At 69.9% G+C, this 22,544-nt stretch carries 19 protein-coding genes; 10 read left to right on the top strand and 9 right to left on the bottom strand.

The window, feature by feature from the left end:
- The first annotated feature begins 12 nt into the window (after nucleotides 1-12).
- The 5 genes from ACH4SI_RS18320 (at nucleotide 13) to ACH4SI_RS18300 (ending at nucleotide 5,011) form a co-directional block, all read left to right on the top strand.
- Entirely contained in the window at nucleotides 13-774 is a 762-nt protein-coding gene (locus ACH4SI_RS18320) for a DeoR/GlpR family DNA-binding transcription regulator (protein ID WP_398296778.1), read from the top strand.
- A 65-nt stretch (nucleotides 775-839) separates the two neighbouring features.
- Nucleotides 840-2,195, top strand: a complete 1,356-nt coding sequence (locus ACH4SI_RS18315) for an ABC transporter substrate-binding protein (RefSeq protein ID WP_398296777.1) — start codon at nucleotides 840-842, stop codon at nucleotides 2,193-2,195.
- Entirely contained in the window at nucleotides 2,188-3,153 is a 966-nt protein-coding gene (locus ACH4SI_RS18310) for a carbohydrate ABC transporter permease (RefSeq protein ID WP_398296776.1), read from the top strand. The genes ACH4SI_RS18315 and ACH4SI_RS18310 overlap by 8 nt, the downstream gene beginning before the upstream one ends.
- On the top strand, nucleotides 3,150-4,025 hold the full coding sequence (locus ACH4SI_RS18305; RefSeq protein WP_398296775.1) for a carbohydrate ABC transporter permease: 876 nt from the start codon (nucleotides 3,150-3,152) through the stop codon (nucleotides 4,023-4,025). The genes ACH4SI_RS18310 and ACH4SI_RS18305 overlap by 4 nt, the downstream gene beginning before the upstream one ends.
- Nucleotides 4,022-5,011, top strand: a complete 990-nt coding sequence (locus ACH4SI_RS18300) for a zinc-dependent alcohol dehydrogenase family protein (protein WP_398296774.1) — start codon at nucleotides 4,022-4,024, stop codon at nucleotides 5,009-5,011. Before ACH4SI_RS18305 ends, ACH4SI_RS18300 begins: the two co-directional genes overlap by 4 nt.
- Nucleotides 5,012-5,245: 234 nt before the next feature.
- Here the strand turns inward: ACH4SI_RS18300 and ACH4SI_RS18295 are convergent, their stop codons facing one another.
- Genes ACH4SI_RS18295 through ACH4SI_RS18285 form a run of 3 tightly spaced genes read right to left on the bottom strand, consistent with a single transcriptional unit; the run spans nucleotide 5,246 to nucleotide 8,466 of the window.
- Nucleotides 5,246-6,013 (bottom strand): HpcH/HpaI aldolase/citrate lyase family protein, encoded by a 768-nt coding sequence (locus tag ACH4SI_RS18295; RefSeq protein WP_398296773.1) that lies wholly within the window; start codon nucleotides 6,011-6,013, stop codon nucleotides 5,246-5,248.
- 57 nt (nucleotides 6,014-6,070) lie between these two features.
- Nucleotides 6,071-7,021, bottom strand: coding sequence for a phosphoglycerate dehydrogenase (locus tag ACH4SI_RS18290; RefSeq protein WP_398296772.1), 951 nt, complete (start codon nucleotides 7,019-7,021; stop codon nucleotides 6,071-6,073).
- A gap of 8 nt (nucleotides 7,022-7,029) precedes the next feature.
- The gene (locus ACH4SI_RS18285) at nucleotides 7,030-8,466 is read right to left on the bottom strand and encodes an Nramp family divalent metal transporter (protein ID WP_398296771.1); all 1,437 of its coding nucleotides are present in this window, start codon (nucleotides 8,464-8,466) and stop codon (nucleotides 7,030-7,032) included.
- Between the two features lie 162 nt (nucleotides 8,467-8,628).
- On the opposite strand from ACH4SI_RS18285, the gene ACH4SI_RS18280 reads away from it, so the two are divergent.
- The gene (locus ACH4SI_RS18280; protein WP_398296770.1) at nucleotides 8,629-9,420 is read left to right on the top strand and encodes a DeoR/GlpR family DNA-binding transcription regulator; all 792 of its coding nucleotides are present in this window, start codon (nucleotides 8,629-8,631) and stop codon (nucleotides 9,418-9,420) included.
- 73 nt (nucleotides 9,421-9,493) lie between these two features.
- Here the strand turns inward: ACH4SI_RS18280 and ACH4SI_RS18275 are convergent, their stop codons facing one another.
- Entirely contained in the window at nucleotides 9,494-10,039 is a 546-nt protein-coding gene (locus ACH4SI_RS18275) for a snapalysin family zinc-dependent metalloprotease (RefSeq protein ID WP_398296769.1), read from the bottom strand.
- 233 nt (nucleotides 10,040-10,272) lie between these two features.
- Between ACH4SI_RS18275 and ACH4SI_RS18270 the strand changes: the two genes are divergently transcribed.
- Nucleotides 10,273-10,818, top strand: a complete 546-nt coding sequence (locus ACH4SI_RS18270) for a YceI family protein (protein ID WP_398297122.1) — start codon at nucleotides 10,273-10,275, stop codon at nucleotides 10,816-10,818.
- Between the two features lie 34 nt (nucleotides 10,819-10,852).
- Nucleotides 10,853-12,724 (top strand): DNA helicase RecQ, encoded by a 1,872-nt coding sequence (gene recQ, locus ACH4SI_RS18265; RefSeq protein ID WP_398296768.1) that lies wholly within the window; start codon nucleotides 10,853-10,855, stop codon nucleotides 12,722-12,724.
- A 148-nt stretch (nucleotides 12,725-12,872) separates the two neighbouring features.
- On the opposite strand, the gene ACH4SI_RS18260 is transcribed toward recQ, so the two are convergent.
- Nucleotides 12,873-15,032, bottom strand: a complete 2,160-nt coding sequence (locus ACH4SI_RS18260; protein WP_398297120.1) for an OmpL47-type beta-barrel domain-containing protein — start codon at nucleotides 15,030-15,032, stop codon at nucleotides 12,873-12,875.
- A gap of 59 nt (nucleotides 15,033-15,091) precedes the next feature.
- A complete protein-coding gene (locus ACH4SI_RS18255; RefSeq protein ID WP_398297118.1) occupies nucleotides 15,092-17,482 on the bottom strand; it encodes a ThuA domain-containing protein in 2,391 nt (796 codons plus the stop codon).
- A gap of 316 nt (nucleotides 17,483-17,798) precedes the next feature.
- Between ACH4SI_RS18255 and ACH4SI_RS18250 the strand changes: the two genes are divergently transcribed.
- Entirely contained in the window at nucleotides 17,799-18,812 is a 1,014-nt protein-coding gene (locus tag ACH4SI_RS18250) for a multicopper oxidase domain-containing protein (protein ID WP_398296767.1), read from the top strand.
- Nucleotides 18,813-18,821: 9 nt separating this feature from the next.
- Here ACH4SI_RS18250 and ACH4SI_RS18245 read toward each other — a convergent pair whose 3' ends face one another.
- On the bottom strand, nucleotides 18,822-19,532 hold the full coding sequence (locus ACH4SI_RS18245; protein WP_398296766.1) for a FadR/GntR family transcriptional regulator: 711 nt from the start codon (nucleotides 19,530-19,532) through the stop codon (nucleotides 18,822-18,824).
- Nucleotides 19,533-19,705: 173 nt separating this feature from the next.
- Between ACH4SI_RS18245 and ACH4SI_RS18240 the strand changes: the two genes are divergently transcribed.
- Nucleotides 19,706-20,959, top strand: coding sequence for an SLC13 family permease (locus ACH4SI_RS18240; protein ID WP_398296765.1), 1,254 nt, complete (start codon nucleotides 19,706-19,708; stop codon nucleotides 20,957-20,959).
- Between the two features lie 23 nt (nucleotides 20,960-20,982).
- On the opposite strand, the gene ACH4SI_RS18235 is transcribed toward ACH4SI_RS18240, so the two are convergent.
- Nucleotides 20,983-21,438, bottom strand: a complete 456-nt coding sequence (locus ACH4SI_RS18235; RefSeq protein WP_398296764.1) for a lamin tail domain-containing protein — start codon at nucleotides 21,436-21,438, stop codon at nucleotides 20,983-20,985.
- Between the two features lie 239 nt (nucleotides 21,439-21,677).
- A complete protein-coding gene (locus ACH4SI_RS18230; protein WP_398296763.1) occupies nucleotides 21,678-22,421 on the bottom strand; it encodes an SDR family NAD(P)-dependent oxidoreductase in 744 nt (247 codons plus the stop codon).
- Nucleotides 22,422-22,544 lie beyond the last annotated feature (123 nt).

The raw sequence follows: 22,544 nt of genomic DNA, 5'->3' as shown, positions 1-22,544 counted from the left end.
AGGTGATGCGGTGTGGACGCGGAGGAACGCCGTCGGGAGATCCTCGACATGGCGCGGCGTGCCGGAGTCGTCGACGTCGGCAAGCTCGCCGCGGACCTCGGGGTGTCCAAGGAGACGGTGCGCCGCGACCTGCGGGTGCTGGAGCAGCACGGTCTGGTCCGGCGCACCCATGGCGGCGCGTACCCCGTGGAGAGCGCCGGCTTCGAGACCACCCTCGCGTTCCGCACCACCATGCACGTCCCGGAGAAGTCGCGGATCGCGACCGCGGCCGCCGAGCTGCTGGGCGACGCCGAGACGGTCTACATCGACGAGGGCTTCACCCCGCAGCTGATCGCCGAGGCCCTGCCCCGGGACCGGCCGCTCACCGTGATCACCGCGTCCCTCGCGACCGCGAGCGGGCTCGCCGGCCACGAGAACACCACGGTGCTGCTGCTCGGCGGCCGGGTCCGCGGCAGCACGATGGCCACCGTCGACCACTGGGCGACACACATGCTCTCCGGCTTCGTCATCGACCTGGCGTTCATCGGCGCCAACGGCATATCCCGGCAGTACGGGCTCACCACCCCCGACCCGGCGGTCAGCGAGGTCAAGGCGCAGGTGGTCCGGGTGTCCCGGCGCAGGGTGTTCGCCGGGGTGCACACCAAGTTCGGGGCCGTCAGCTTCTGCCGGTTCGCGGACGTGTCCGACTTCGAAACCATCGTGACCGACACCGGGCTGCCCGTGACCGAAGCCCACCGGTATTCGCTACTGGGCCCCCAGATCCTCCGGGTCTGACCCCACCTTTCCCCCCTCACATCCCCTTCCCTCTCCCTCCCCACGTCCCTCCGATTGGACCCGTTATGCCAGTCCTGACTCTTCGTGCTGCCCGGATACCGGTCGTGGCCCTGACCGCGGGCGCGCTCCTCGCGGGGTGCGCCGGTATGGGCGGCGGCAGCTCCGGCGGCAACACCATCAATGTGCTGATGGTGAACAACCCACAGATGATGGATCTGCAGAAGCTGACCGCGAAGCACTTCACCAAGGAAACGGGCATCAAGGTCAAGTTCACGGTGCTGCCGGAGAACGATGTCCGCGACAAGATCAGTCAGGACTTCTCCAATCAGGCCGGGCAGTACGACGTCGCCACGATCAGCAATTTCGAGGTGCCGTTCTACGCCGAGAACAGCTGGCTGATGCCGCTGGACGACCATGTCGCCAAGGACAAGGCGTTCGACCAGAAGGACATTCTTCCGCCGATGCGGGAGTCGCTGACCGCCGGTGACGGCCAGTTGTACGCGGAGCCCTTCTACGGCGAATCGTCGTTTCTGATGTACCGCAAGGACATTTTCGCCGAGAAGGGCCTGAAGATGCCCGCGCGGCCCACCTGGAACCAGGTGGCGGACCTCGCGGCCAAGGCCGACGGCGCCCGCAAGGGAATGAACGGCATCTGTCTGCGCGGGCTGCCCGGCTGGGGCGAGCTGATGGCCCCGCTCACCACGGTCGTCAACACCTTCGGCGGCACCTGGTTCACCAAGGACTGGAAGGCCCGGCTGACCTCGCCGGAGTTCGTCAAGGCGACCAAGTTCTATGTCGACCTGGTGCGTAAGCACGGCGAGGCCGGCGCCTCCCAGTCCGGCTTCGCCGAGTGCCTCAACAACCTGACCCAGGGCAAGAGCGCCATGTGGTACGACGCCACCTCGGCCGCCGGGTCGCTGGAGGCCGCCAAGTCGCCCGTCAAGGGCAAGATCGGATACGTCCAGGCGCCGGTGAAGAAGACCGACAGCTCGGGCTGGCTCTACACCTGGGCGTGGGGCATCCAGAAGGCCTCGCGCAACTCCGACAAGGCGTGGAAGTTCATCTCCTGGGCCTCCAGCAAGGAGTACGAGAACCTGGTCGGCAAGACGTTCGGCTGGTCCAACGTGCCCGCGGGCAAACGGGCCTCCACCTACGCCAATCAGGACTACAACAAGTCCGCCGGCGCCTTCTCCGAGGTCACTCGAAAGGCCATCACCAGCGCCAAACCGCGCGATCCCGGGGTGCAGGAGCGGCCGACCATCGGCATCCAGTTCGTCGACATTCCCGAATTCGCCGATCTCGGCACCAAGGTCGCCCAGGAGATCAGTGCCGCCATCGCCGGGAAACAGTCCGTCGACGAGGCATTGAAGACGTCGCAGAAGCTGGCCGAGAAGGTGGGCGAGGAGTACCGAGATGAGTAATCCGACAACGGCGGCCCCCGTCCGCGGCGAGCGCCCACCGACCATGGCCACCGCATCCCGGAACACCTCCCGGCCGCCGAGGAACCGGGCACGGGAGTGGGCCACCCGGGCACCGCTGATGCCCGCGCTGATCTTCCTGATCGTGGTCACCCAGCTGCCGTTCGTGGCGACGCTGGTGATCTCCCTCTTCGACTGGAACTCGTTCCGCCCCGACAACCGCAAATTCGCCGGGCTGGAGAACTACCAGACCGTGGTGAGCGACGCGGCGCTGCGCGAATCGATCCTCACCACCGTGCTGCTGACCGCCACCGTGGTCATCATCAGCGTGGTGCTGGGGCTGGCGCTCGCACTGCTGCTGGACCGCAAGTTCCGCGGCCGGGCACTCGTCCGGACGATGCTCATCGCGCCGTTCCTGCTGGTGCCGGTGGCCTCGGCGCTACTGTGGAAGCATGCGCTGTACAACCCGGAGTACGGGCTGTTCAACGGCGTCCTCAACTGGCTGGGCGGCCCCCAGCCGGAGTGGCTGAGCGATATGCCGCTGATGGCCGTGGAGGCGTCGCTGATCTGGCAGTGGACACCGTTCATGATGCTCATCCTGCTGGCCGGGCTGCAGAGCCGGCCGCTGGACATGATCGAGGCGGCCCGGCTGGACGGCGCGGGCAACTGGCAGATCTTCCGCTTTCTGACCCTCCCTCATCTGCGGCGCTATCTGGAGCTGGGCACCCTGCTCGGGTCGATCTACATCGTGCAGAACTTCGACGCCGTGTTCACCCTCACCCGCGGCGGACTCAACACCGCCAACCTCCCCTACACCATCTACGAAACCTTCTACAACGCCCACGAGTACGGGCTGGCATCGGCGGCGGGTGTGCTGGTCGTGATCGGCACGATCATCATCGCCACCTTCGCGCTGCGCGTGGTGTCGTCCCTCTTCCGTGAGGAGGCGTCCCGCGCATGACCTCCCTGACCGCTCCTGCCGTGACCGCTGTTCCACCGACCGCCCGGCGGGCCAAGCGCCGCGGTGCCGCGCTCGGCCTGCTGGCCTGGTCCATCGGCATCCTGTTCGTCCTGCCGGTCCTGTGGATGCTGCTCACCTCGTTCCACTCCGAGAGCGACGCCGCCACCAACCCGCCCTCGCTGGCGGCCCCGCTGACCCTCGACGGCTACAAGGCGTTCTTCGGCGTGGACGGCGGGGCCAGCCCCTGGCCCGCGCTGCTCAACTCGATGGGCACGTCCCTCTTCTCCACCCTCTTCGTGCTGGTGCTGGCCCTTCCGGCCGCGTACGCGCTGTCGATCCGGCGGGTCCGCAAGTGGACCGACGTCATGTTCTTCTTCCTGTCCACCAAGATGCTGCCGGTGGTGGCCGGGCTGCTGCCGGTGTACCTGTTCGCGAAGGACATCGGCTTCCTGGACAACGTCTGGCTGCTCGTCATCCTCTACACGTCGATGAACCTGCCGATCGCCGTGTGGATGATGCAGTCCTTCCTCGCCGACATCCCCGTGTCCATCATCGAGGCCGCCCAGATGGACGGAGCCCGGCTGACGACCATCCTGTGGCGGGTCGTCGCCCCGATCGCGGGCCCCGGCATCGCCGCCACCTCGCTGATCTGTTTCATCTTCAGCTGGAACGAAATGCTGTTCGCCCAGGTGCTCACCGGCGTGGTCGCCCAGACCGCACCGGCCTTCCTGACCGGCTTCGTCACCAGCCAGGGGCTGTTCCTGGCCCAGGTGTGCGCCGCGTCGATCGTCATCTCCCTGCCGGTGCTCGCCGCGGGGTTCGCCGCCCAGGACAAACTCGTCCAGGGCCTGTCGCTAGGAGCAGTCAAATGAGGGCCGCCGTCATCGAAGCGCCCGGCAAGGTCACCGTCGCCACGGTCGCGGATCCGGCCCCGGGGCCCCGCGAGGTCGTTGTCGACGTGGCGGCCTGCGGGCTGTGCGGAACCGATCTGCACATCCTGCAGGGCGAGTTCGCGCCCACCCTGCCGATCGTCCCCGGCCATGAGTTCGCCGGAGAGGTCGTCGGCATCGGCAAGGACGTCACCGAGGTGGCGGTCGGCGACCGGGTCGCGGTCGACCCCTCCCTGCACTGCCACGAATGCCGCTACTGCCGCATCGGCCGGGGCAACCTGTGCGACAACTGGAACGCCATCGGGGTCAGCGTCCCCGGCGGCGCCGCCGAGTTCGCCGTCGCGCCGGTGGCCAACTGCGTACGGCTCCCCGAGCACGTGGACGTCGGCGACGCGGCCCTCATCGAGCCGCTGTCCTGCGCGGTGCGCGGCTATGACGTCCTCCACGGCAACCTGGGCGCCGAAGTGCTCATCTACGGCTCCGGCACGATGGGGCTGATGATGCTGGAGCTGGCCAAGCGGACCGGCGCCACCAGCGTCGACGTCCTCGACGTCAACCCCGAGCGGCTGTCCACCGCCAAGACCCTCGGCTGCTCCCGGGCCGCGGGCTCGGCCGACGAACTCGACCAGCCGCGCGGCTGGGACGTGGTCATCGACGCCACCGGCAACCAGGCCGCCATCCAGGACGGGCTGGGCCGGGTCGCCAAGGCGGGCACGTTCCTGCAGTTCGGGGTCTCCGACTACGCGACCCGGGCCACCATCGAGCCGTACAAGATCTACAACCAGGAGATCACCATCACCGGCTCGATGGCGGTCCTGCACAGCTACGAACGCGCCGCCGGGCTCTTCGCCTCCGGTGCCCTCGACCCGAAGATCTTCATCAGCCACCGGATGCCGCTCGCCGAGTATCCCGAGGCGCTGGAGCAGTTCCGCTCCGGCCAGGGCCGCAAGATCGTGGTCGAGCCGTAGTCTCGCGTCATCGCGTACGGATGACGGCCCGGGCCCGCACCGCGGGGCCCGGGTCGTCGCCCTGCCGTCACTGCCGTCACTGCGGACAGGCGCATTACCCGACCGCCCGGAGGCTATGCCTCGCCCGCGGTGCCGCTCCCCAGCCCTCCCCCGCGTCCCGGAACCCGGCCCCCGGCGCCCGACCGCCGGGGGCCGGTTCGGGAAGGGGGGTGGGGGAACAGCTCCGGCGCGGGGCTAGGCGGTGGCGTCGCGGAGGTGGGCCGCGGCGGCCTGTTCCAGGTGGACCAGGTCGCAGCTGACCGTGGCGAACGTGAAGCCCTGGGCCAGCCGCTTGGCCGCCGTGGCGCCGTCCGGGCAGTGGATCCCGGCCGCGATCCCGGCCGCCTCCGCGGCCTGCGCGACCTTCGCCAGGGCCGCGTCGAACTGTTCCGCCACGGCGGAGTCCGTGGACGTCCGTCCGCCGAGGGCGATCGTGAGGTCGGACGGGCCGATGTAGACGCCGTCCAGCCCCTCCGTCGCGCAGATCTCCTCCGTGTTGCCCAGACCCTCTGCCGTTTCGATCATCACGACGCAGGCGACCTGCTCGTTCGCCTCGGCCGGGGTGGGGCCGACGCGCAGGCCGGAGCGCATCGGGCCGTAGCTGCGGACACCGAGCGGGGGGTAGCGGCAGGCGCTCACCGCGGCGGCGGCCTGCTCGGCGGTGTTGACCAGGGGGACGATGACGCCGCGGGCGCCCGCGTCCAGGGCCTGGCCGATCCAGAAGCCGTCGTTGGCCGGGACCCGGACCATTCCGGCGGCGGTGCCGCGGGCGTCGACGGCAGTCATCGCACCGAGGGTGCCCTTGTAGTCGAGCAGACCGTGCTGGGCGTCGACGCAGATGTAGTCGTAGCCCAGCCCGGCCAGCCGCTCGGTGCCGACGGGGTTGTCGAGGACGACCCAGTAGCCGAGGATCCGCTGGCGTGCGCGGAGCCGGGACGCGAAGTCGGCGGGGGAAGTGTTCATGGTCTAAAGCTTCTCTCGATTTCTCTCGTCGGGTCGACAGGGCGTAGGGAAGAGACGTCACACCACGGCGTTCACCGGGTCCTCGCCGCGCAGCACCCGGACCACATCCACGGCCACGGCGCTGCCCATCGCGGCGTTGGCCTGGTGGGTGAAGGCGGAGCAGTGCGGGGTGAGCACCGTGTTCGGCGCGGTGAGCAGCGGGTTTCCGGCGGGGGGCTCGGTGGCGAACACGTCGATGCCGGCCGCCGCGATGTGTCCGCTGTGCAGGAGATCGGCGAGGGCTGCCTCGTCGACGAGCCCGCCCCGCGCCGTATTGATCACGCAGGCGCCGGGCTTCATGGCCTCCAGCCGGGCGCGGCCGAGCAGCGGCCCGCCGGAGGGCACCGGCAGGTGCAGGGTGACGGCGTCGCTCGTGGCGAGCAGGTCGTCCAGGGGTACGGAACGCACGCCCCGCTCGGCGAAGACGGCCTCCGGCAGATGCGGGTCGTACGCGACGATCTCCATGTCGAAGCCCCGGGCGCGCCGGGCGACGGCCTGCCCGATCCGGCCGAAGCCGACGATGCCGAGCGTACGCCCGGCCAGTTCGGGGCCGAAGAAGCGGTCCCAGCGGCCGGCGGTGACGGAGGCGTGGGCGGGCACGATGTGGCGTACGGCGGCCAGCAGCAGGGCCATGGCCATGTCGGCGACGGCGGTGGTGTTGGTGCCGGGCGCGTTGACCACGCGGACACCGCGTTCGGCGGCCGCGGTGAGGTCGATGTTGTCGACGCCGACCCCGTGCTTGGCGACGACCTTCAGCCCGGGGGCCGCGTCGAGGACGGCCGCCGTCACCGGGTCGAGCCCGACGACGAGGGCGTCCGCGCCCGCCGCCTCGTCGATCAGCTGCGGCTCCGCCAGCGGATGCGCGGCGCGCGCGGTGCGCACCGGGACACCGGCCTGTGCGAACACCTCCCAGGGGGCCCGGGCGTGCTGGCCGAAGCTCGGCGTGGTCACCAGGACGTCGTGTCCCATGGTCCGGTTCAACTCCCCACCCCGAGGCCGAAGACCTCGAGGACCGAAGAGATTCCGAGCGCGCCGATGGCCGCGCTGCTCAGCACGAGCGCGCAGTTCAGCGCGATGTTGCGGCGGAAGCGCGGTGCCACCTCGGTGGCGCGCAGGCGCCATACGGCGATGACGACCGCGACCAGGAAGATGCCGCCCGCGATGCCGCCGGCCTGCACCATCAGCACCGGCTCCTGGATGAAGAGGTAGCCGGCGGCCCACAGCGGCGGCAGCACGACGGTGAGCACCCGGATCGTGCGCTGCCGTGTGGTGACGTTCTTCCAGTCGAGCAGGCCGAGCAGCCCGAGGGTGCTGGTCCACAGCCGGGGCACGCTCGCGGTGGAGGCGATGATCGTCGAGTAGAGGACGGCGATGGTGCCGGCCAGGAAGAGGTACTTGCCCCAGGGGCCGAGGGTGTCCGTATACATCCGGGACAGCGTGCTGATCATCTCGTTGCCCTCGGGCACCAGGCCCTGCCGGTGCAGGATGGCCGCGCCGATGATGTAGAAGGACAGCGTGCACAGGGTGCAGATGAGCCAGGAGACGAGGGCGTCGGTGCGCATGACCCGGATCCAGCCCTCGGCGCGCTTGGCCCGCGCCTCGGTGCCGTCGTCCGGACCGGCCCAGCGCGCGTAGCCCTTCTCCAGACACCAGTACGTGTACGTGGTCATCTCGTCGGCGCCGACGCCGGTGATGCCGAACATGGCGACGGCGAAGCCGAGGGTGCCGGCCGGGATGGAGAGGGTCAGCCCGGAGCCCAGGTCCGCGCCGCCGTAGGGGAATTCGGTCCAGGGCAGTCCGACGGCGAGGGCGACCGTGGAGAGCGTGAAGATCACGACGGTGACGAACCCGGCCTTCTCCACCAGCCCGTAGCGGTTGGTGTACATCAGCCCGACGACGGAGACGACCACGATGACGGTCCACGCCGTGAGCGAGGTGTGGCCGAGCGGATCGCCGCCGCCGATCGGGGCGAGGATGCTGAACGCCGCCGCGGTGCCGCCGATCATGCCGCCGCGCTGGAGCATCTTGGCGAAGTCCATCAGGATCCACAGCACGTTGATCCAGCCGACCCGGCCGACCTTGGGCGCCACTTGGCTGTAGCCGGCCAGCGCGGTCTTGCCGGTGAGGATGGTCCAGCGGGCCAGCTCCATCTGCACCCACACCTTGACCAGGGCGCTCGCGATCACCAGCCACAGCAGGACGAAGCCGGCCTTCGCGCCGAGCGAGGTGGTGGTGATCAGCTCGCCGGAGCCGACCACCGCCGCGGAGAGGATCATGCCGGGCCCGAGGCGCTTGACGGTGCCCTTGAGGTCGCTCGGGGGCTCCAGGACGTCCCCCGCCCGCAGTGCGTACGGATCGTCGGACGCGGGTTCGCCGCCCGCTCCGACGTCGACCGGCACACTCTCCGCCTTCATGGGCCCTCCCGCTAACGTGCGTGTTGTGAGCGGAACGCTCGCATGCTTGCACGTAACGCGCAAGAGTCTGCCCAGTGTCCGCAGCGAAACAGCGCGGAATGCGCAGACTGATAGTGTTGCCCATCAATCACGCAGAGTCGCGGAGAGGATGGCGGGCGGAAAATGACATCCAACGGGGAAGGTGAGCGGCGACTGCGCGCCGCCGACCGCCGGGAACTGATCGCCCGCACGATCCGGACCGATGGCACGGTCGTCGTCGAGGAACTGGCGCGTTCCCTGGAGGTGACCCCCTCCACCATCCGCCGGGACCTCGCCCTGCTCACCGAGCAGGGCGCCATCGCCCGCACCTACGGCGGCGCGATGAGCGCGGGGCACACCGCCGAGCCGACGCTCGGGCAGCGCAGCGGGCTCGCGGTCGCCGAGAAGGACCGCATCGGACGGTGGGCGGCCGCGCGGATCGCGCAGGGCGACACCGTCATCCTGGACGCGGGCACCACCACCGGCCGGCTCGCCCACCATCTGCGCGCCCGCACCGACGTCACCGTGATCACCAGCGGGTTGACAGCGCTGCGCGCGCTGGCCGAGGTGGACGGCATCGAGCTGATCACGCTCGCGGGGACGCTGCGCCATGTCAGCCAGGGCTTCGTCGGCCCGCTCGCCGAACTCACCCTGTCCCGGCTCACCGCGGACAAGGTCTTCCTGGGCGCCGACGGGCTCGACGCGCGGCGCGGCATATGCGAGGCCAGTCTGCAGCAGACCTCGCTGAAGGAGATGATGGCCGACCGCGGCCGGGAGGTGTACGTGCTCGCCGACAGCAGCAAGCTCGGCCAGTCCCCGTTCACCGCCTGGGCCCCGCTGGACCGGCCCTGGACGCTGGTCACCGACAGCGGCGCCACCGACGACCAGCTCGCACCGTTCCGCGCCCTCCCCGACACGGAGGTGATCACGGTGTAGACGGAAGCGGGCGGGCCGGGAGTCTCCACCCGGCCCGCCCATCCGTTCTTCCCGGTAACTCCGGTGAGCCCGGTCAGTGCTTGTACGTACCCGCCGTCGCGCCGGATGCCTCCATGAGTGCGAAGGCGTCCTCGACCTCGGCCTTCTCGGCCGCGTTGGGGTTGGCGTTGGTGCAGGACGTACCGGCACTGGCGCCGGACATCAGGCTGGAGCAGGGCCCCGGCTTCACATCGGGCAGGCCCAGGATGTGGCCCATCTCGTGCGAAGCGATCCGTACGGTGTTGTGGCCCTCGTCCACGGCCTGCCGTCCGAAGTAGATCGTGCCGCTGCCGAGGGCGGTGACGGAGGCACGCGGCCAGCCGTTGTCGGCGACGACGCGGAGGTCGGCCCGCTGGCCGGAGGCGACCGGCTTGAGCTGCACGTTCTTCACGCTCTGATTCCAGACCGCCGCACCCTTGGTCACCGCGTCCTTGAACTCGGCGGCCCCGCCGGCGTCGTACGTGACCACACGCGCGGCGGCATCGGGTGCGGGAGCGGCCACCGCCTGGCCGCCGCCCGCCAGGGCGAGCACCGCCGCGATCGCGACAGGCAATGCGCGGACGAGTCTGCTGGATGTCACATTGGCCTCCTCGTGGGGGGAATCCATCTGGACGTGCATGTGACGAGCCGTCATGTCTCAACGGCCACTGTGCCCACGCCCACACCCATCCAACCCGCTCCCCCTCCGTCACGTCACACCGGGGTCGGCGCACGGCGGTTGGCAGATCTTCGCGCCCGGGGCCTCCCGCCGCGCCGCGTGTTCTCCGTAGGCTGCGGGGAAACGTGTCCCACTCCGACAAGGACGTGATCTCCATGGCGGACACCGCCGACCCCGCCCGTTCCCCCGTCTCGCCGTCCGCCGTCGGGGCGGGCCGCTGGATCCTGGACCCGGCCGGGACCACGGTGCGCGTGCGGCACCGGACGTTCTGGGGGCTGGTCACCGTGAGCGGCGTCTTCACCGGCGTCAGCGGGGAGGGCGAGGTGCCGGCCGACGGCCCGGCCCGGGGCTCCCTGACCGTCGACGCCGCGTCGCTGGACACCCGGAACGCCAAGCGCGACGACCATCTGCGCAGCGCGGACTTCCTCGATACGGACCGCCACCCCGAGATCGTCTTCGTGGTCTCGGGCGCGGTGCCCGGCGAGGGCGCCGCCGTCCGGGTCGAGGGTGAGCTGACCGTCCTCGGCAACACCCGCCCCCTGTCCTTCACCGCGCGGCTCACCGAGGCCACCGCCGACGCCGCCACGCTCACCGCCGAGGTCCCGATCGACCGCACCGACTTCGGCATGACCTGGAACCGGCTGGGGATGATGCCGGGCGCCGCCGCGATGACCGTCACCGCGCGGTTCACCCGCCGTTGACCGGGGCCCATGCCGGGACCTCTAGAATCGCCGGATGGCTCTTCCCGAAAGCGGACCCGACATCGTCAACGGCCCCGATGGCAGCGAAGCCCTGCGCGTGCTGCACCGCGTCTTCGGCTATGACGCGTTCCGGGGAGGCCAGCAGGAGATCATCGAGCATGTGATAACCGGTGGTGACGCACTGGTCCTCATGCCGACCGGCGGCGGCAAATCGCTGTGCTACCAGATTCCCTCGCTCGTGCGGAAGGGCGTCGGGGTGGTCATCTCGCCGCTGATCGCGCTGATGCAGGACCAGGTCGACGCCCTGCGGAACCTCGGCGTGCGGGCCGGGTTCCTCAACTCCACCCAGGACCTGGACGAGCGGCGGCTGGTGGAGGCCGAGTTCCTGGCGGGCGAGCTGGACCTGCTCTATCTCGCGCCCGAGCGGCTGCGCGTGGAGTCCACCCTGCGGCTGCTGGACCGGGGCACGGTCTCGCTGTTCGCCATCGACGAGGCGCACTGTGTGGCCCAGTGGGGGCACGACTTCCGGCCCGACTACCTGGCCCTGTCCGAGCTGCACGAGCGCTGGCCCAGCGTGCCCCGGATCGCGCTGACCGCGACCGCCACCAAGGCCACCCACGCCGAGATCGCCTCCCGGCTGAAGCTCCAGGACGCCCACCACTTCGTGGCGAGCTTCGACCGCCCCAACATCCAGTACCGGATCGCCCCGAAGAACGAACCGAAGAAGCAGCTGCTGGAGCTGCTGCGCGCCGAGCACCCGGGCGACGCCGGAATCGTCTACTGCCTGTCCCGCTCCTCGGTGGAGAAGACGGCCGAGTTCCTGGTGAGCAACGGGATCGCCGCGGTGCCCTACCACGCGGGCCTCGACGCCCGGGTCCGCGCCGAGCACCAGGCGCGCTTCCTGCGGGAGGACGGCCTGGTCGTGGTGGCGACGATCGCGTTCGGCATGGGCATCGACAAGCCGGACGTGCGGTTCGTCGCCCATCTGGATCTGCCGAAGTCCGTCGAGGGCTACTACCAGGAGACGGGCCGCGCCGGGCGGGACGGGCTGCCGTCCACCGCGTGGCTGGCGTACGGGCTCCAGGACGTCATCCAGCAGCGGAAGATGATCGACACCTCCGAGGGCGACGACGCCCACCGGCGCAAGCTGGGTGCGCATCTGGAGGCGATGCTGGCCCTGTGCGAGACCGTCGAGTGCCGCCGGGTGCAGCTGCTCGCGTACTTCGGCCAGCAGAGCACCGCGTGCGGCAACTGCGATACGTGTCTGACGCCGCCGGAGTCCTGGGACGGCACCATCCCCGCGCAGAAGCTGCTGTCGACCGTGGTCCGGCTCAAGCGGGAGCGGAACCAGAAGTTCGGCGCCGGACAGGTGATCGACATTCTGCTCGGCAAGAAGACGGCCAAGGTCATCCAGTTCGACCATGACGCGCTGTCGGTGTTCGGCATCGGCACCGAGCTGCGCGAGGCCGAATGGCGCGGTGTGGTGCGGCAGTTGCTGGCCCAGGGGCTGATCGGGGTCGAGGGCGACTACGGCACACTGGTGCTCACCGACGCGAGCGCCGAGGTGCTGGGGCGGCAGCGGGAGGTCAGGCTGCGGCGCGAGCCCGAGAAGGTGCGCGCCGGGACGTCGAAGGCGGGCGCCTCCGGGTCGTCGTCGAAGTCCCGCAAGGCCGCGGCCGATCTGCCGGAGGAGGCCGTGCTGGTCTTCGAACGGCTGCGCGCCTGGCGGGCGGCGTCCGCGAAGGAGCAGGGGGTGCCCGCGTACGTGATCTTCCATGACGCGACGCTGCGCGAGATCGCGACCGCCCTCCCCTCGACGCTGGACGAGCTGGGCGCGGTGAGCGGCGTCGGCGAGAACAAGCTGCTCAAGTACGGGCAGCAGATCCTGGACACGCTGGCGTCCTGAAGCGTGGGCCAAAGCCCCGCCCCGCTGGTCGGGGCGGGGCTTTGGCATGTGGTGAGCAAGGGGGTTACCGATGAGTATTACCTCGGGTAACCTCGCAGTGATGGTGGCCGCCGGGGACTGGGGTGCTCCGGCGGCCACTCACCTGGCGTCACAGCTCCTGGATCCGGATGTTGCGGAACGAGACCACATCGCCGGTGCTGTGGTTCTGCAGACCGATGTATCCGGAGGCGAACCGGCGGCCGTCGGTGCCCGGGTCGTCCGAGCGCGGCGGGGTGAAGTCCTGGCCCCCGGCGTTCTCGAACTCATTGATCAGCACACCGTTGCGGTAGATCGAGTAGTGCTGGCCGACCACCCGGATCTCGTAGTCGTTCCAGGTGCCCTTCGGCGTCACGCCCGCACCGCCCAGCCCGACCCGGTCGAAGCCGTAGATCGAGCCCGTCTTGTACATGTCGCCGTCGGGACGGTCGTTGATCTGCACCTCGTGCCCGTACTTGATGGCGACCCACTCCGGGCGGGACTCCTCGGGGTGGTCGTTCACATCCGGGAAGCGGACGAAGACGCCGCTGTTGGCGTTGCCCGTCCCCGGGGCGTCGTCACGGAACTGCAGCTTCAGCGAGAAGTCGTCGTAGGTGCGCCGTGGGAACCACAGCATGCCCATGCCGTCGACCGTGGAGCTGCTGGTGATGGTGCCGTCGTCGTTCAGCCCGAAGGCGCCACCGCCCACGTGCTGCCACTGGTCGAACGACTTCTTCGTACCGTCGAAGAGGTCGCGGTAGCCCTCGCTCTGGCCGGGCTTGCCGATCCCGGACTCGTCGGCGGCCTTGTTGATGGCCTCGTTCTCGCGCCGGTCGATGACGCCGTCGGAGAGCAGCTTGCCGGTCACCGAGGTGACGTGCTTCAGGAAGAGGGCGTGTGAGGACCAGTCCTTCTCGTCCTCGATCAGCTCGTTGATGGTGCAGCGGCTACGGGTGATGCGGTTGGGGACGCCGGTGTCGACCGTACCGACGATCACGGTGAGCCGCTCGTCCCACTCGGGGCACGCGGGGGCGGGCACGCCGCCGCCCTCGTCCACGGTGAACGCGAGCTGCTTGGCCGTCGAGGTGTTTCCGGCCTTGTCGGTGGCGCGGTGGGCGAGGGTGTGCCGCCCGACCCGGTCCACGACGACGGGGGTGGTGTACGCGAGGTACGGGCCGCCGTCGAGGGAGTACTCGGTCTTCGCCACACCGGAGCCGGCGTCGGTGGCGGTGATGGTCACCTTGGCGCTGCCGACGTAGTTGCCGTCCGAGTTCTTGGTGCCCTCGGCCTTCGCCGTGGTCTCGGGCGGCGTGGTGTCCGTGCTCGGCGGCGCGACCACGGTGAAGCTCACCGTTTTCACCGCTGAGGTGTTCCCCGCCCGGTCGGTCGCGCGGTAGCGCACCGCATGGGAACCGCGGGTGTTCACCGTCACCGGTGCGGTGTACTTCGTGAAGTCGCCGCCGTCCAGGGCGTATGCGATGGTGTTGACGCCGGATCCGGTGTCGGAGGCGGTGACGGTGACGGTGGCCGTGTCGTAGTAGTCACCGTTCGGTGCCTGCTTTCCGGACACCGTCGCGGAGGTCTCGGGTGGCGCGGTGTCGTCCGTCGGCGGGGCCACCACGCGGAACTCGGCCGACTTCACCGCGGAGGTGTTTCCCGCCTTGTCGGTGGCCCGGTAGCGGATGGTGTGGGTGCCCACCTCGTGCACCATCACCGGGGCGGTGTACGGCTGGAACGCCCCGTCGCCCACCGCGTATTCGATCCGGTCCACGCCCGAGCCCGCGTCGGTGGCGGACACCGTGACCGTGGCCATGCCGATGTACGCGCCGTCCGCGTCCTGCTCGCCCGCGACCTTCGCCGAGGTCTCGGGCGCGGTGGTGTCCTCGCCCCCGCCGCCCTCGGTGACCACCAGGATGCCCTGCATCTGGCCGTGGCCGGGGATGGTGCAGTGGTAGCGGTAGCGGCCCGGGGTCAGGGTGACCTCGACGGAGTGCTTGCCGCCGGTGTCGTCCGCGGGGTTGGCGAGGATGTTCAGCGGGACGTCGTTGTTGTACTCGGGGTCCGACACGTCGAACGTGAGCGTGTGCGGCATTCCCATGGTGTTGCCGGTGGCGGCGCTGTTCTCGAAGACGATGGTGGTCTTCCCGGCGACCGCCGTGGTGGGCGCCGAGACGTACTTGGTGATGTCGTCACCCGCGGTCCAGGTCAGGGTCTGCTGTGCGGCCTTACCGGGTGTGTTCTGCGCGGACGCGGCCGTGGCCGTGGACAGTCCCGTGCTCAGTCCGAGGACCATGAGCAGCGCGGCGAGCAGCGCCGTCCATGATCTGCCGCGGGATCCTGGTCGCCGTCGTCTCACCGCTGCTCCGCCTTCCTGGCCACGTCCTTGGCGAGCGGGGTGGGCTCGCCGCCCTTGTAGGTGATGTGCCACAGCGCCGACTTGGGGTCGGAGGTGAAGAAGCCGCGCCCGTAGTCGAGGACGTAGAGCGAGCCGTCCGGGGCGAACTTCCAGTCCATGAGGTTGCGGATGCCGTCGGCGCCCACCGGAATGATCTTCTTGAGGGATTCGGCGTGCACGGGCAGTCCGCCCTTGCCGACCGTCCTGGGGTCGGTCACCACGGCGTGGCGCGGCTGATCGCCGTCGTAGAAGTCGCCGACGAACCACTTGCCGTCCCAGTACGCGGGCCACTTGGTGGTGCTGTTGCTGTTCTCGTCGTACCGGTAGACCGGGCCGTTCATGGTGGCCTGGCCGCCGCCCTTGAGCCAGGGCAGCAGGAACTTCGCCTCGGACGCCTGGTAGCTGGGGATGCCGTTCGCGTCGCGAGGATAATCGGGGGCGCCGCCCTGCGGCGAGTACCAGATGGTGTTCCCGGTGACCGGCGGCAGGTTCACCAGGCCGTTGTTGTTGGGCGAGTCGTTCTTGGGGTGGTCGCAGTCGTACCAGCCCAGCGGTTTGCTCGGGTCGGGCAGGTTGCGGTCGCGGTACGGCTGCTTGTTGCCCATGCAGAACGGCCAGCCGTGGTTGCCGGCCTTGGTGATGGCGGCGAAGGTGTCGTACTTCGCGGGGCCCCAGGTGGTGCTGGGCTCGCCCGCGTCGGGGCCGACCCAGCCCGCGTAGAGGATGTCGGTCTTCTTGTCGACGAAGATCCGGGCCGGGTTGCGCACACCCATCACATAGATCTCGCCGCGGGTCTTCCCGCCGCCCTCGTCAGGCTCCTTGCCGGTGAACAGATTGCCCTCGGGGAGGGTGTACGTGCCGTCGGCCTCGGGGTGGATCCGCAGGATCTTGCCGTTGAGGTTGTTGGTGTTCCCGGCGGTGCGGCGGGCGTCGGCGAAGGACATGCCCTTGTAGTTCGGCTGCGGGTTGTTGCCCGAGTAACCGTCGCTGAATTGCGAGGAGTTGTTGTCCCCCGTGGCGATGTAGAGATTGCGCTTGGAGTCCCAGGCCATGCCGCCACCCGCGTGGCAGCAGCTGTGGATCTGCACCGGCCAGGACAGCAGCACCTTCTCCGAGCCGAGGTCGAGCTTGTCGGTCTTGAGGTTCAGGGTGAAGCGGGAGACCCGCCGCTCGGCCATCTGGGTGTCGCGGTTGATCCGGGAGTGCGGGGTGTAGTGCAGATACACCCAGCCGTTGGTGAGGAAGTCCGGGTCCAGCTCGATGCCGAGCAGCCCTTCCTCGTTCTTGATCAGCTCATCGCCGCCGCCCTTGTTGCCGAAGACGGTGAGCGCGCCGGCGAGCGTGACCTTGCCGGTCCTGGGGTCGTAGATGTGGATCTGGCCCTGGCCCTTGCCGATGTCGGGGTCGTTCCAGTCCGTGACGACGGGCGCGCTGTTGTCGCCCCCACCTCGGCCGATGTAGAGCACCCGGCCGTCCGGGGCGGTGACCAGGCCGTGCGGCTCGCCGATCTGGTCCGACTGGCCGGGCTGGTTGGGCTTGGTGACCCGCTCGGCCTTGTAGTTGGCGGTGATGGTGGCCTGACAGTCGGCGCGGGCGAGCCGGGTGGTCCACAGCAGCGCGCCGCGCAGATGGGCGCGGAAGTCCGTCTCACGGAAGCCGGCAGCGGTGCCGCCCATGCCGGTGTAGAAGGACCGGCCCCCGTCGTAGTCGCGGCACCAGGAGATGGGGTGGTCCCAGCCATTGGCGCCCGCGCCCGGCTGGTAGCTGCTCTCCCGGACCCGGGCGACGGTGTGCACCTGGCCGGAGGGGTTCGTCTTCCAGTTGAGCCAGGTGTCGGGGCGCTTCCACTCCAGCGGCAGGTCCCTGGTGGCCGGGTGGGTGCGGTCGCCGACCTCGACGACGGCCCGCTGGACGGTGGCGGGGCTCGTGGTGGCGGGGCGGGCGCCGATCAGTCCGGTGAACCAGTCCGAGTACGGCTCGTTGCGGGCCGCGTCATGGATGCCGAGGAAGCCGCCGCCGGCCTCCATGTACGACTCCAGGCCCGCCTCCTGCTCCGGGTCGAGCACATCGCCCGCGCCGGTCAGGAAGACGACCGCGTTGTACGTGCCGAGCTTCGGTGTCGTGAAGACGGAGGCGTCGGCCGTGGCGTCGACCGTGAAGCGGGTGGCCGCCGGGCCCTGGTTGCCGATGCGTTCGATGGCCTCGATACCGGCGTCCACGGTCGGCGCCTCGTCCCCGGCCGAACCGTGGAACACCAGCACCTTGACGTCGTCACCGCCCGGCGGGGACGGCAGCGCCAGCCGGGGGCGCTCCTCGGGGCGGGCGGCGGCGGGGGTGCCGCCGAGCATGGTCGCGGTGACGGCCCCGAATAAGAGTGCCGCCAACGCCGCGCGTCTCCTCCGCGGCCGACGCTTCGTCAGCCGGAGCCTTTTCGAGGGCTTTTGGTACGGTTCATCCCGCATGAGTAACCCATCCCTCTCCGGTACCGGATACACCGCGAAGGAAGCTAGACCCCTTTTCGCGGTCCGCCAATAGCTATGACCGCAACTCGACGAACTTTGTCCTGAGTGTGGATGAACGGGCGTCCTCCGGCTACCGTGATGCCATCCCCGGGGCACGTGCGCATCGGCAACACCCGAACGACCGCACCGAGTTGGGAGAGCGATGAGCGACGCACCCGGCACCATGCCCAGACGCGGCTTCAGCCGCCGGCTTCTCGCCGGTGGCGCGGCCGCCGCCGCGATCGGCGGCCCGCTGCCCCTCGCCTCCCCCGCCGCCGCCTCGTCCGCTTCCGCGGACGGCCGGCAGCGCCGCGTGGCCACGGCGCCGGCCGGGGGCGCGGTCCGCCGCATCACGATGTACGCGGAGAAGCTGCCGGACGGGCAAATGGGCTACGGCCTGGAGAAGGGCGAGGCGTCCATCCCCGGTCCGCTGATCGAGCTGACCGAGGGCGACACCCTGCACATCGACTTCGAGAACACCATGGACGTCACCGCCAGCCTCCATGTGCACGGCCTGGACTACGACACCGCCAGCGACGGCACCCAGCTCAACCGCAGCGCCGTGGAGCCGGGCGGGACGCGTACGTACACCTGGCGCACCCACGCCCCGGGCACCCGCGCGGACGGCACGTGGCGGCCGGGCAGCGCGGGCTACTGGCACTACCACGACCACGCGGTCGGCACCCCGCACGGCACCGGCGGCCTCCGCAAGGGGCTGTACGGGCCGGTGGTGGTGCGCCGCGCGGGGGACGTCCTGCCGCAGAAGCAGTTCACCATCGTCTTCAACGACATGACGATCAACAACAAGTCAGGCCATGACGCGCCCGAGTTCAGGGCGACGGTGGGCGAACGCGTCGAGATCATCATGATCACGCACGGCGAGTACTACCACACCTTCCACATGCACGGTCATCGCTGGGCGGACAACCGCACGGGCATCCTGGAGGGGCCGGACGACCCGAGCCGGGTCATCGACAACAAGATCACCGGCCCGGCCGACTCGTTCGGCTTCCAGGTGATCGCCGGGGAGAACACCGGCGCGGGCGCGTGGATGTACCACTGCCACGTCCAGAGCCACTCCGACATGGGGATGGCGGGACTCTTCCTGGTCGCCAAGCCCGACGGCACGATCCCGGGCTACGACCCGCACGATCTGACGGCCGGCCACCGGATGTAGCGAGCCCGCTCAGGAGGACCCGTCCGGGTCCCAGTTGAGCAGGCGCACCTGGGCGACGGTACGGACGTGGCGGCGCATGGCCGCGGCCGCGGCCTTGGAACGGCCCTCGGCGATGGCGTCCAGGATCTTCCGGTGCTGGGCGAACGACCGCTTGGGGCGGCCCGGCTGACGCAGCGACTCGGCACGGCTCTCGCCGATCTGCTCGGCGATGGAGCGCATGAACTCGGCGAGCAGCGGGCTGTGGGCGGCCGCGGTGACCGCGGCGTGGAAGCGGCGGTCGCCCTCGACGCCGTGGCGGCCCGTCGCGATCTCGTCCTCCATCCAGTGGAGCGCCTGCTCCAGGGCGGCGAGGTCGTCGTCGGTGCGGCGCTCGGCGGCGAGTTCGGCGAGCTTGGTCTCCAGCGCCTCGCGGGCGTCGAGCACATCGGGCAGCCGCCGCCGGCGCTCCACCAGGCTTTCCACCGACTCGGTGTCGAGGCTGTCGCGGAGCAGCCGCATGCCGCCGCCCTGGCGCACCTCGACCAGGCCCTGCACCTCCAGGACGACGATGGCCTGCTTGACGGAGGCGCGGCTGATGCCGAGCCGCTCGGCCAGCTCCCGTTCGGTGGGCAGCCGGTCGCCCGCGCGCAGCCCGCCCTCCTCGACATAGGCGCGCAGCCGCTCCAGCACCTGCTCGTACAGGCGCTGACGGTTCATCGGGCGCAGTGCGTCGTCGGCCATACGAGCTTCCCCCTGCTGCGGCTGGCTGCTGCGGTTGGTGACGGCTCCCCTCCGCAGCGTAGCACCCAGTGGTCGATTGGCTCAGCCAATGTGCCGCACATGTATTGACTGTTGAACCACCCCGCACGCAACGTGTGTCGCGGCTGGGCCACTTGTGACGGGAGCGCGCTCGAATGTCCGACGAACTGATCTCGATACTCGTGCTGGTGGTGGTCTTCGTGATCGCCACCACCAGATCGATCAACATGGGCGCGCTCTCCTTCGCCGCCGCCTTCGGCGTGGGGGAGCTGGTCGCCGGCTTCGACGCGGAAAAGATCTTCGCGGGTTTCCCGGGCGATCTGTTCGTGGTGCTGGTGGGCGTCACGTATCTCTTCGCACTGGCCCGGGCCAACGGGACCACCGACTGGCTGGTGCACGCCGCGATCCGGCTGGTGCGCGGGCGGGTGGTGCTGATCCCGTGGGTGATGTTCGCGATCACCGGCGCGCTGACCGCGATCGGCGCGGTGAGCCCGGCGGCGGTCGCGATCGTGGCACCCCTCGCGCTGAGCTTCGCGGCGCGCTACGGAATCAGCCCGCTGCTGATGGGGGCCATGGTGGTGCACGGCGCCCAGGGCGGCGGCTTCTCCCCCATCAGTATCTACGGCTCGATCGTCAACGGCATCGTGGAGCGGGAGAAGCTGCCGGGCAACGAGGTCACCCTGTTCCTGGCCAGCCTCGTCGTCAACCTGCTCATCGCGGCCGTCGTGTTCGTCGTCTGCGGCGGGCTGAAGCTGCCCCGTACCGACACCGAGGCCGAGTCGGAGGAGGCGGCCGCCGACGCGGACACCCGGCTCACCCCGGCCCGGATCGCGACCCTGGTCGCGCTGGTGGCACTGGTGGTAGCGGTCCTCGTCTTCGACCAGGACGCCGGGCTCACCGCGATCACCCTCGCGGTCGCGCTCAGCGCGTTCTGGCCCGACCACGGCAAGCGGGCCGTCAACGAGGTCACCTGGCCGACCGTGCTGCTGATCTGCGGTGTGCTCACCTATGTCGGGGTGCTGGACGAGATGGGCACCATCACCTACGCGGGCAACGCGGTCACCGACATCGGCATCCCGCTGCTCGCGGCGCTGCTGCTGTGCTACATCGGGGCGATCATCTCCGCCTTCGCCTCGTCCGTGGGCATCATGGGCGCACTCATCCCCCTCGCCGTCCCCTTTCTCTCCCAGGGGCACATCGGCGCGGTGGGCATGATCGCGGCGCTCTCGGTCTCGGCGACGGTCGTGGACGTCAGCCCCTTCTCGACCAACGGCGCGCTGGTGCTGGCGGCCGCACCCGATGTCGACCGGGACCGGTTCTTCCGCCAGCTGATGATCTACGGCGGCATCATGGTGGTCGCCGTGCCCGCCGCCGTCTGGCTGACGATGGTGGTCCCGGGCCTGGGCTGAGCGCCCGGCCCGGGACCGAAGGGTCAGCACATCTTGTAGTCGGCCCGGCTGCTGTTGTACGAGCAGGTGTCGACCGTGGTGCCGCCGCTCTTGCGGAGCGTGGCCTTGTCGCTGGTGTTGTTCCAGACGTAGGCGCGGCGGTCCTGGTACTTGGTGGCGGAGGTGTCCGAGCCGACGCCGGTCCGCACCGTCACCGTCTTGCCCGCGCCGAGGGTGTACGAGGGGAAGGTGTACGCGTGGCGGCTCGCGTCGACGACCACCCAGCCCTTGAGGCTCACCCCGCGCGAGGTGGAGTTCTTGATCTGCACGTACTCGGCGTTGAGGCTGCTGTTGCTCCGGGTGTCCGAACCGGGAGAGTCGTAATAGATCTTGTGCAGATGCACGGAGCCGGCGGCCCCGGCGGGCGCCGCGGGATACAGCAGCGCGATGGCACAGCCCGCGGCGATTGCCGCGCCGGCCCTGGCGGCGTTGTGGAACATGACGTCTCTCCCCTTGCGTCGTGTAGCGGTGGTGCGCACACAGACGGACGGACGGCCGCGCCCGAGATGGTTGGGGAGTCACGAGGTGACTCCCTCGGTGCGGCCGTCCGTCCGTCTTCCCCCCACCTGTGTGAGCAACCAGAGTGGCCCGTGGGGCTCCGTGGCGGCAGGGCTGCGCGGCCCCTGATCAGGGGCCGTCCGGCCCTTGTGGCGCGACGGGGAGATGATGCGGGGGCGCGTCAGCGGCCGTACTGCGCCCCGCCGTTGATGTGCAGGACCTGCCCGGTGACATACGCGGCCTCCGGGGAGGCCAGATAGCGGATGGCGGCGGCTATCTCGGCGGGCACACCCGGCTGCCCGGTGAGCGTCTGCCCGATCTGCTGCGCGATGAACTCGGGAGTGCCACGCTCACCGAAGAACTCGGTGTCCTCGACGTAGCCCGGGGCCACCGCGTTGGCGGTGACGCCCTCCGCGCCCAGCCGCTTGGCCAGTTCGAAGGTGTAGGTGTGCAGGGTGGCCTTGGTGCCGCCGTACGAACCGGGGCCGCGCAGCGCGGCCACCGAGGAAAGGTGCACGATCCGGCCACCGGGGCGGGCGATATGCGGAATGAGGGCTTCGGTCAACAGGACGGCGGTGAGCACATTGGCCGCGAAGTTGCGCTGGTACTGGTCGGCGATGCCTTCCAGGGTGCCGTCGTTGCCGGGTGCGACATTGCCGCCCGCGTTGGTGACGATCACGTCGACGGGGCCGTCCGCGGCGATGTCGTCGGCGGCGCGGCGGGCCTGCCCGGGGTCGCTCAGATCGGCGCCGGTCCAGGTCACCAGGCCGTCCCCATGAGCGGCGTTCAGCTTGTCGGCCGCCGCGCGCAGCACTTCGGTCCGGCGCCCCACGATGACGACGCGGTCGCCGTCCGCGGCGAAGGACTCCGCGGTCGCAAGACCGATGCCCGTACCGCCGCCCGACACCACGATCCGTCGCCCCATTACGGCCTCCATCGTGCAAATCGTTGAATCTCGATCATATGTATGAATCGACGCTAAGCAGAAAGCGCTTTCTCGTCAAGGGTGTTGGCTTGCGTTCAGTATTGACAGGTTCTGTCGCCAATG

This window comes from Streptomyces sp. NPDC021212 (genome assembly GCF_044332925.1).
In the GTDB taxonomy this organism is placed as follows: domain Bacteria; phylum Actinomycetota; class Actinomycetes; order Streptomycetales; family Streptomycetaceae; genus Streptomyces.
The sequence above is the reverse complement of the archived record's forward strand: the minus strand, read 5'-3'. Positions and strand labels throughout refer to the sequence as shown.

Excerpts from the sequence above, each read along its gene's own strand:
- ACH4SI_RS18250 (WP_398296767.1), top strand. The coding sequence starts at position 17,799 with ATGAGCGACGCACCCGGCACCATGCCCAGACGCGGCTTCAGCCGCCGG.
- ACH4SI_RS18295 (WP_398296773.1), bottom strand. The coding sequence starts at position 6,013 with ATGAACACTTCCCCCGCCGACTTCGCGTCCCGGCTCCGCGCACGCCAG.
- ACH4SI_RS18305 (WP_398296775.1), top strand. The coding sequence starts at position 3,150 with ATGACCTCCCTGACCGCTCCTGCCGTGACCGCTGTTCCACCGACCGCC.
- ACH4SI_RS18230 (WP_398296763.1), bottom strand. The coding sequence starts at position 22,421 with ATGGGGCGACGGATCGTGGTGTCGGGCGGCGGTACGGGCATCGGTCTT.
- ACH4SI_RS18235 (WP_398296764.1), bottom strand. The coding sequence starts at position 21,438 with ATGTTCCACAACGCCGCCAGGGCCGGCGCGGCAATCGCCGCGGGCTGT.
- ACH4SI_RS18270 (WP_398297122.1), top strand. The coding sequence starts at position 10,273 with ATGGCGGACACCGCCGACCCCGCCCGTTCCCCCGTCTCGCCGTCCGCC.
- ACH4SI_RS18260 (WP_398297120.1), bottom strand. The coding sequence starts at position 15,032 with ATGGTCCTCGGACTGAGCACGGGACTGTCCACGGCCACGGCCGCGTCC.
- ACH4SI_RS18310 (WP_398296776.1), top strand. The coding sequence starts at position 2,188 with ATGAGTAATCCGACAACGGCGGCCCCCGTCCGCGGCGAGCGCCCACCG.
- ACH4SI_RS18285 (WP_398296771.1), bottom strand. The coding sequence starts at position 8,466 with ATGAAGGCGGAGAGTGTGCCGGTCGACGTCGGAGCGGGCGGCGAACCC.
- ACH4SI_RS18245 (WP_398296766.1), bottom strand. The coding sequence starts at position 19,532 with ATGGCCGACGACGCACTGCGCCCGATGAACCGTCAGCGCCTGTACGAG.
- ACH4SI_RS18255 (WP_398297118.1), bottom strand. The coding sequence starts at position 17,482 with ATGCTCGGCGGCACCCCCGCCGCCGCCCGCCCCGAGGAGCGCCCCCGG.
- ACH4SI_RS18300 (WP_398296774.1), top strand. The coding sequence starts at position 4,022 with ATGAGGGCCGCCGTCATCGAAGCGCCCGGCAAGGTCACCGTCGCCACG.
- ACH4SI_RS18240 (WP_398296765.1), top strand. The coding sequence starts at position 19,706 with ATGTCCGACGAACTGATCTCGATACTCGTGCTGGTGGTGGTCTTCGTG.
- ACH4SI_RS18315 (WP_398296777.1), top strand. The coding sequence starts at position 840 with ATGCCAGTCCTGACTCTTCGTGCTGCCCGGATACCGGTCGTGGCCCTG.
- ACH4SI_RS18280 (WP_398296770.1), top strand. The coding sequence starts at position 8,629 with ATGACATCCAACGGGGAAGGTGAGCGGCGACTGCGCGCCGCCGACCGC.
- recQ (WP_398296768.1), top strand. The coding sequence starts at position 10,853 with ATGGCTCTTCCCGAAAGCGGACCCGACATCGTCAACGGCCCCGATGGC.
- ACH4SI_RS18290 (WP_398296772.1), bottom strand. The coding sequence starts at position 7,021 with ATGGGACACGACGTCCTGGTGACCACGCCGAGCTTCGGCCAGCACGCC.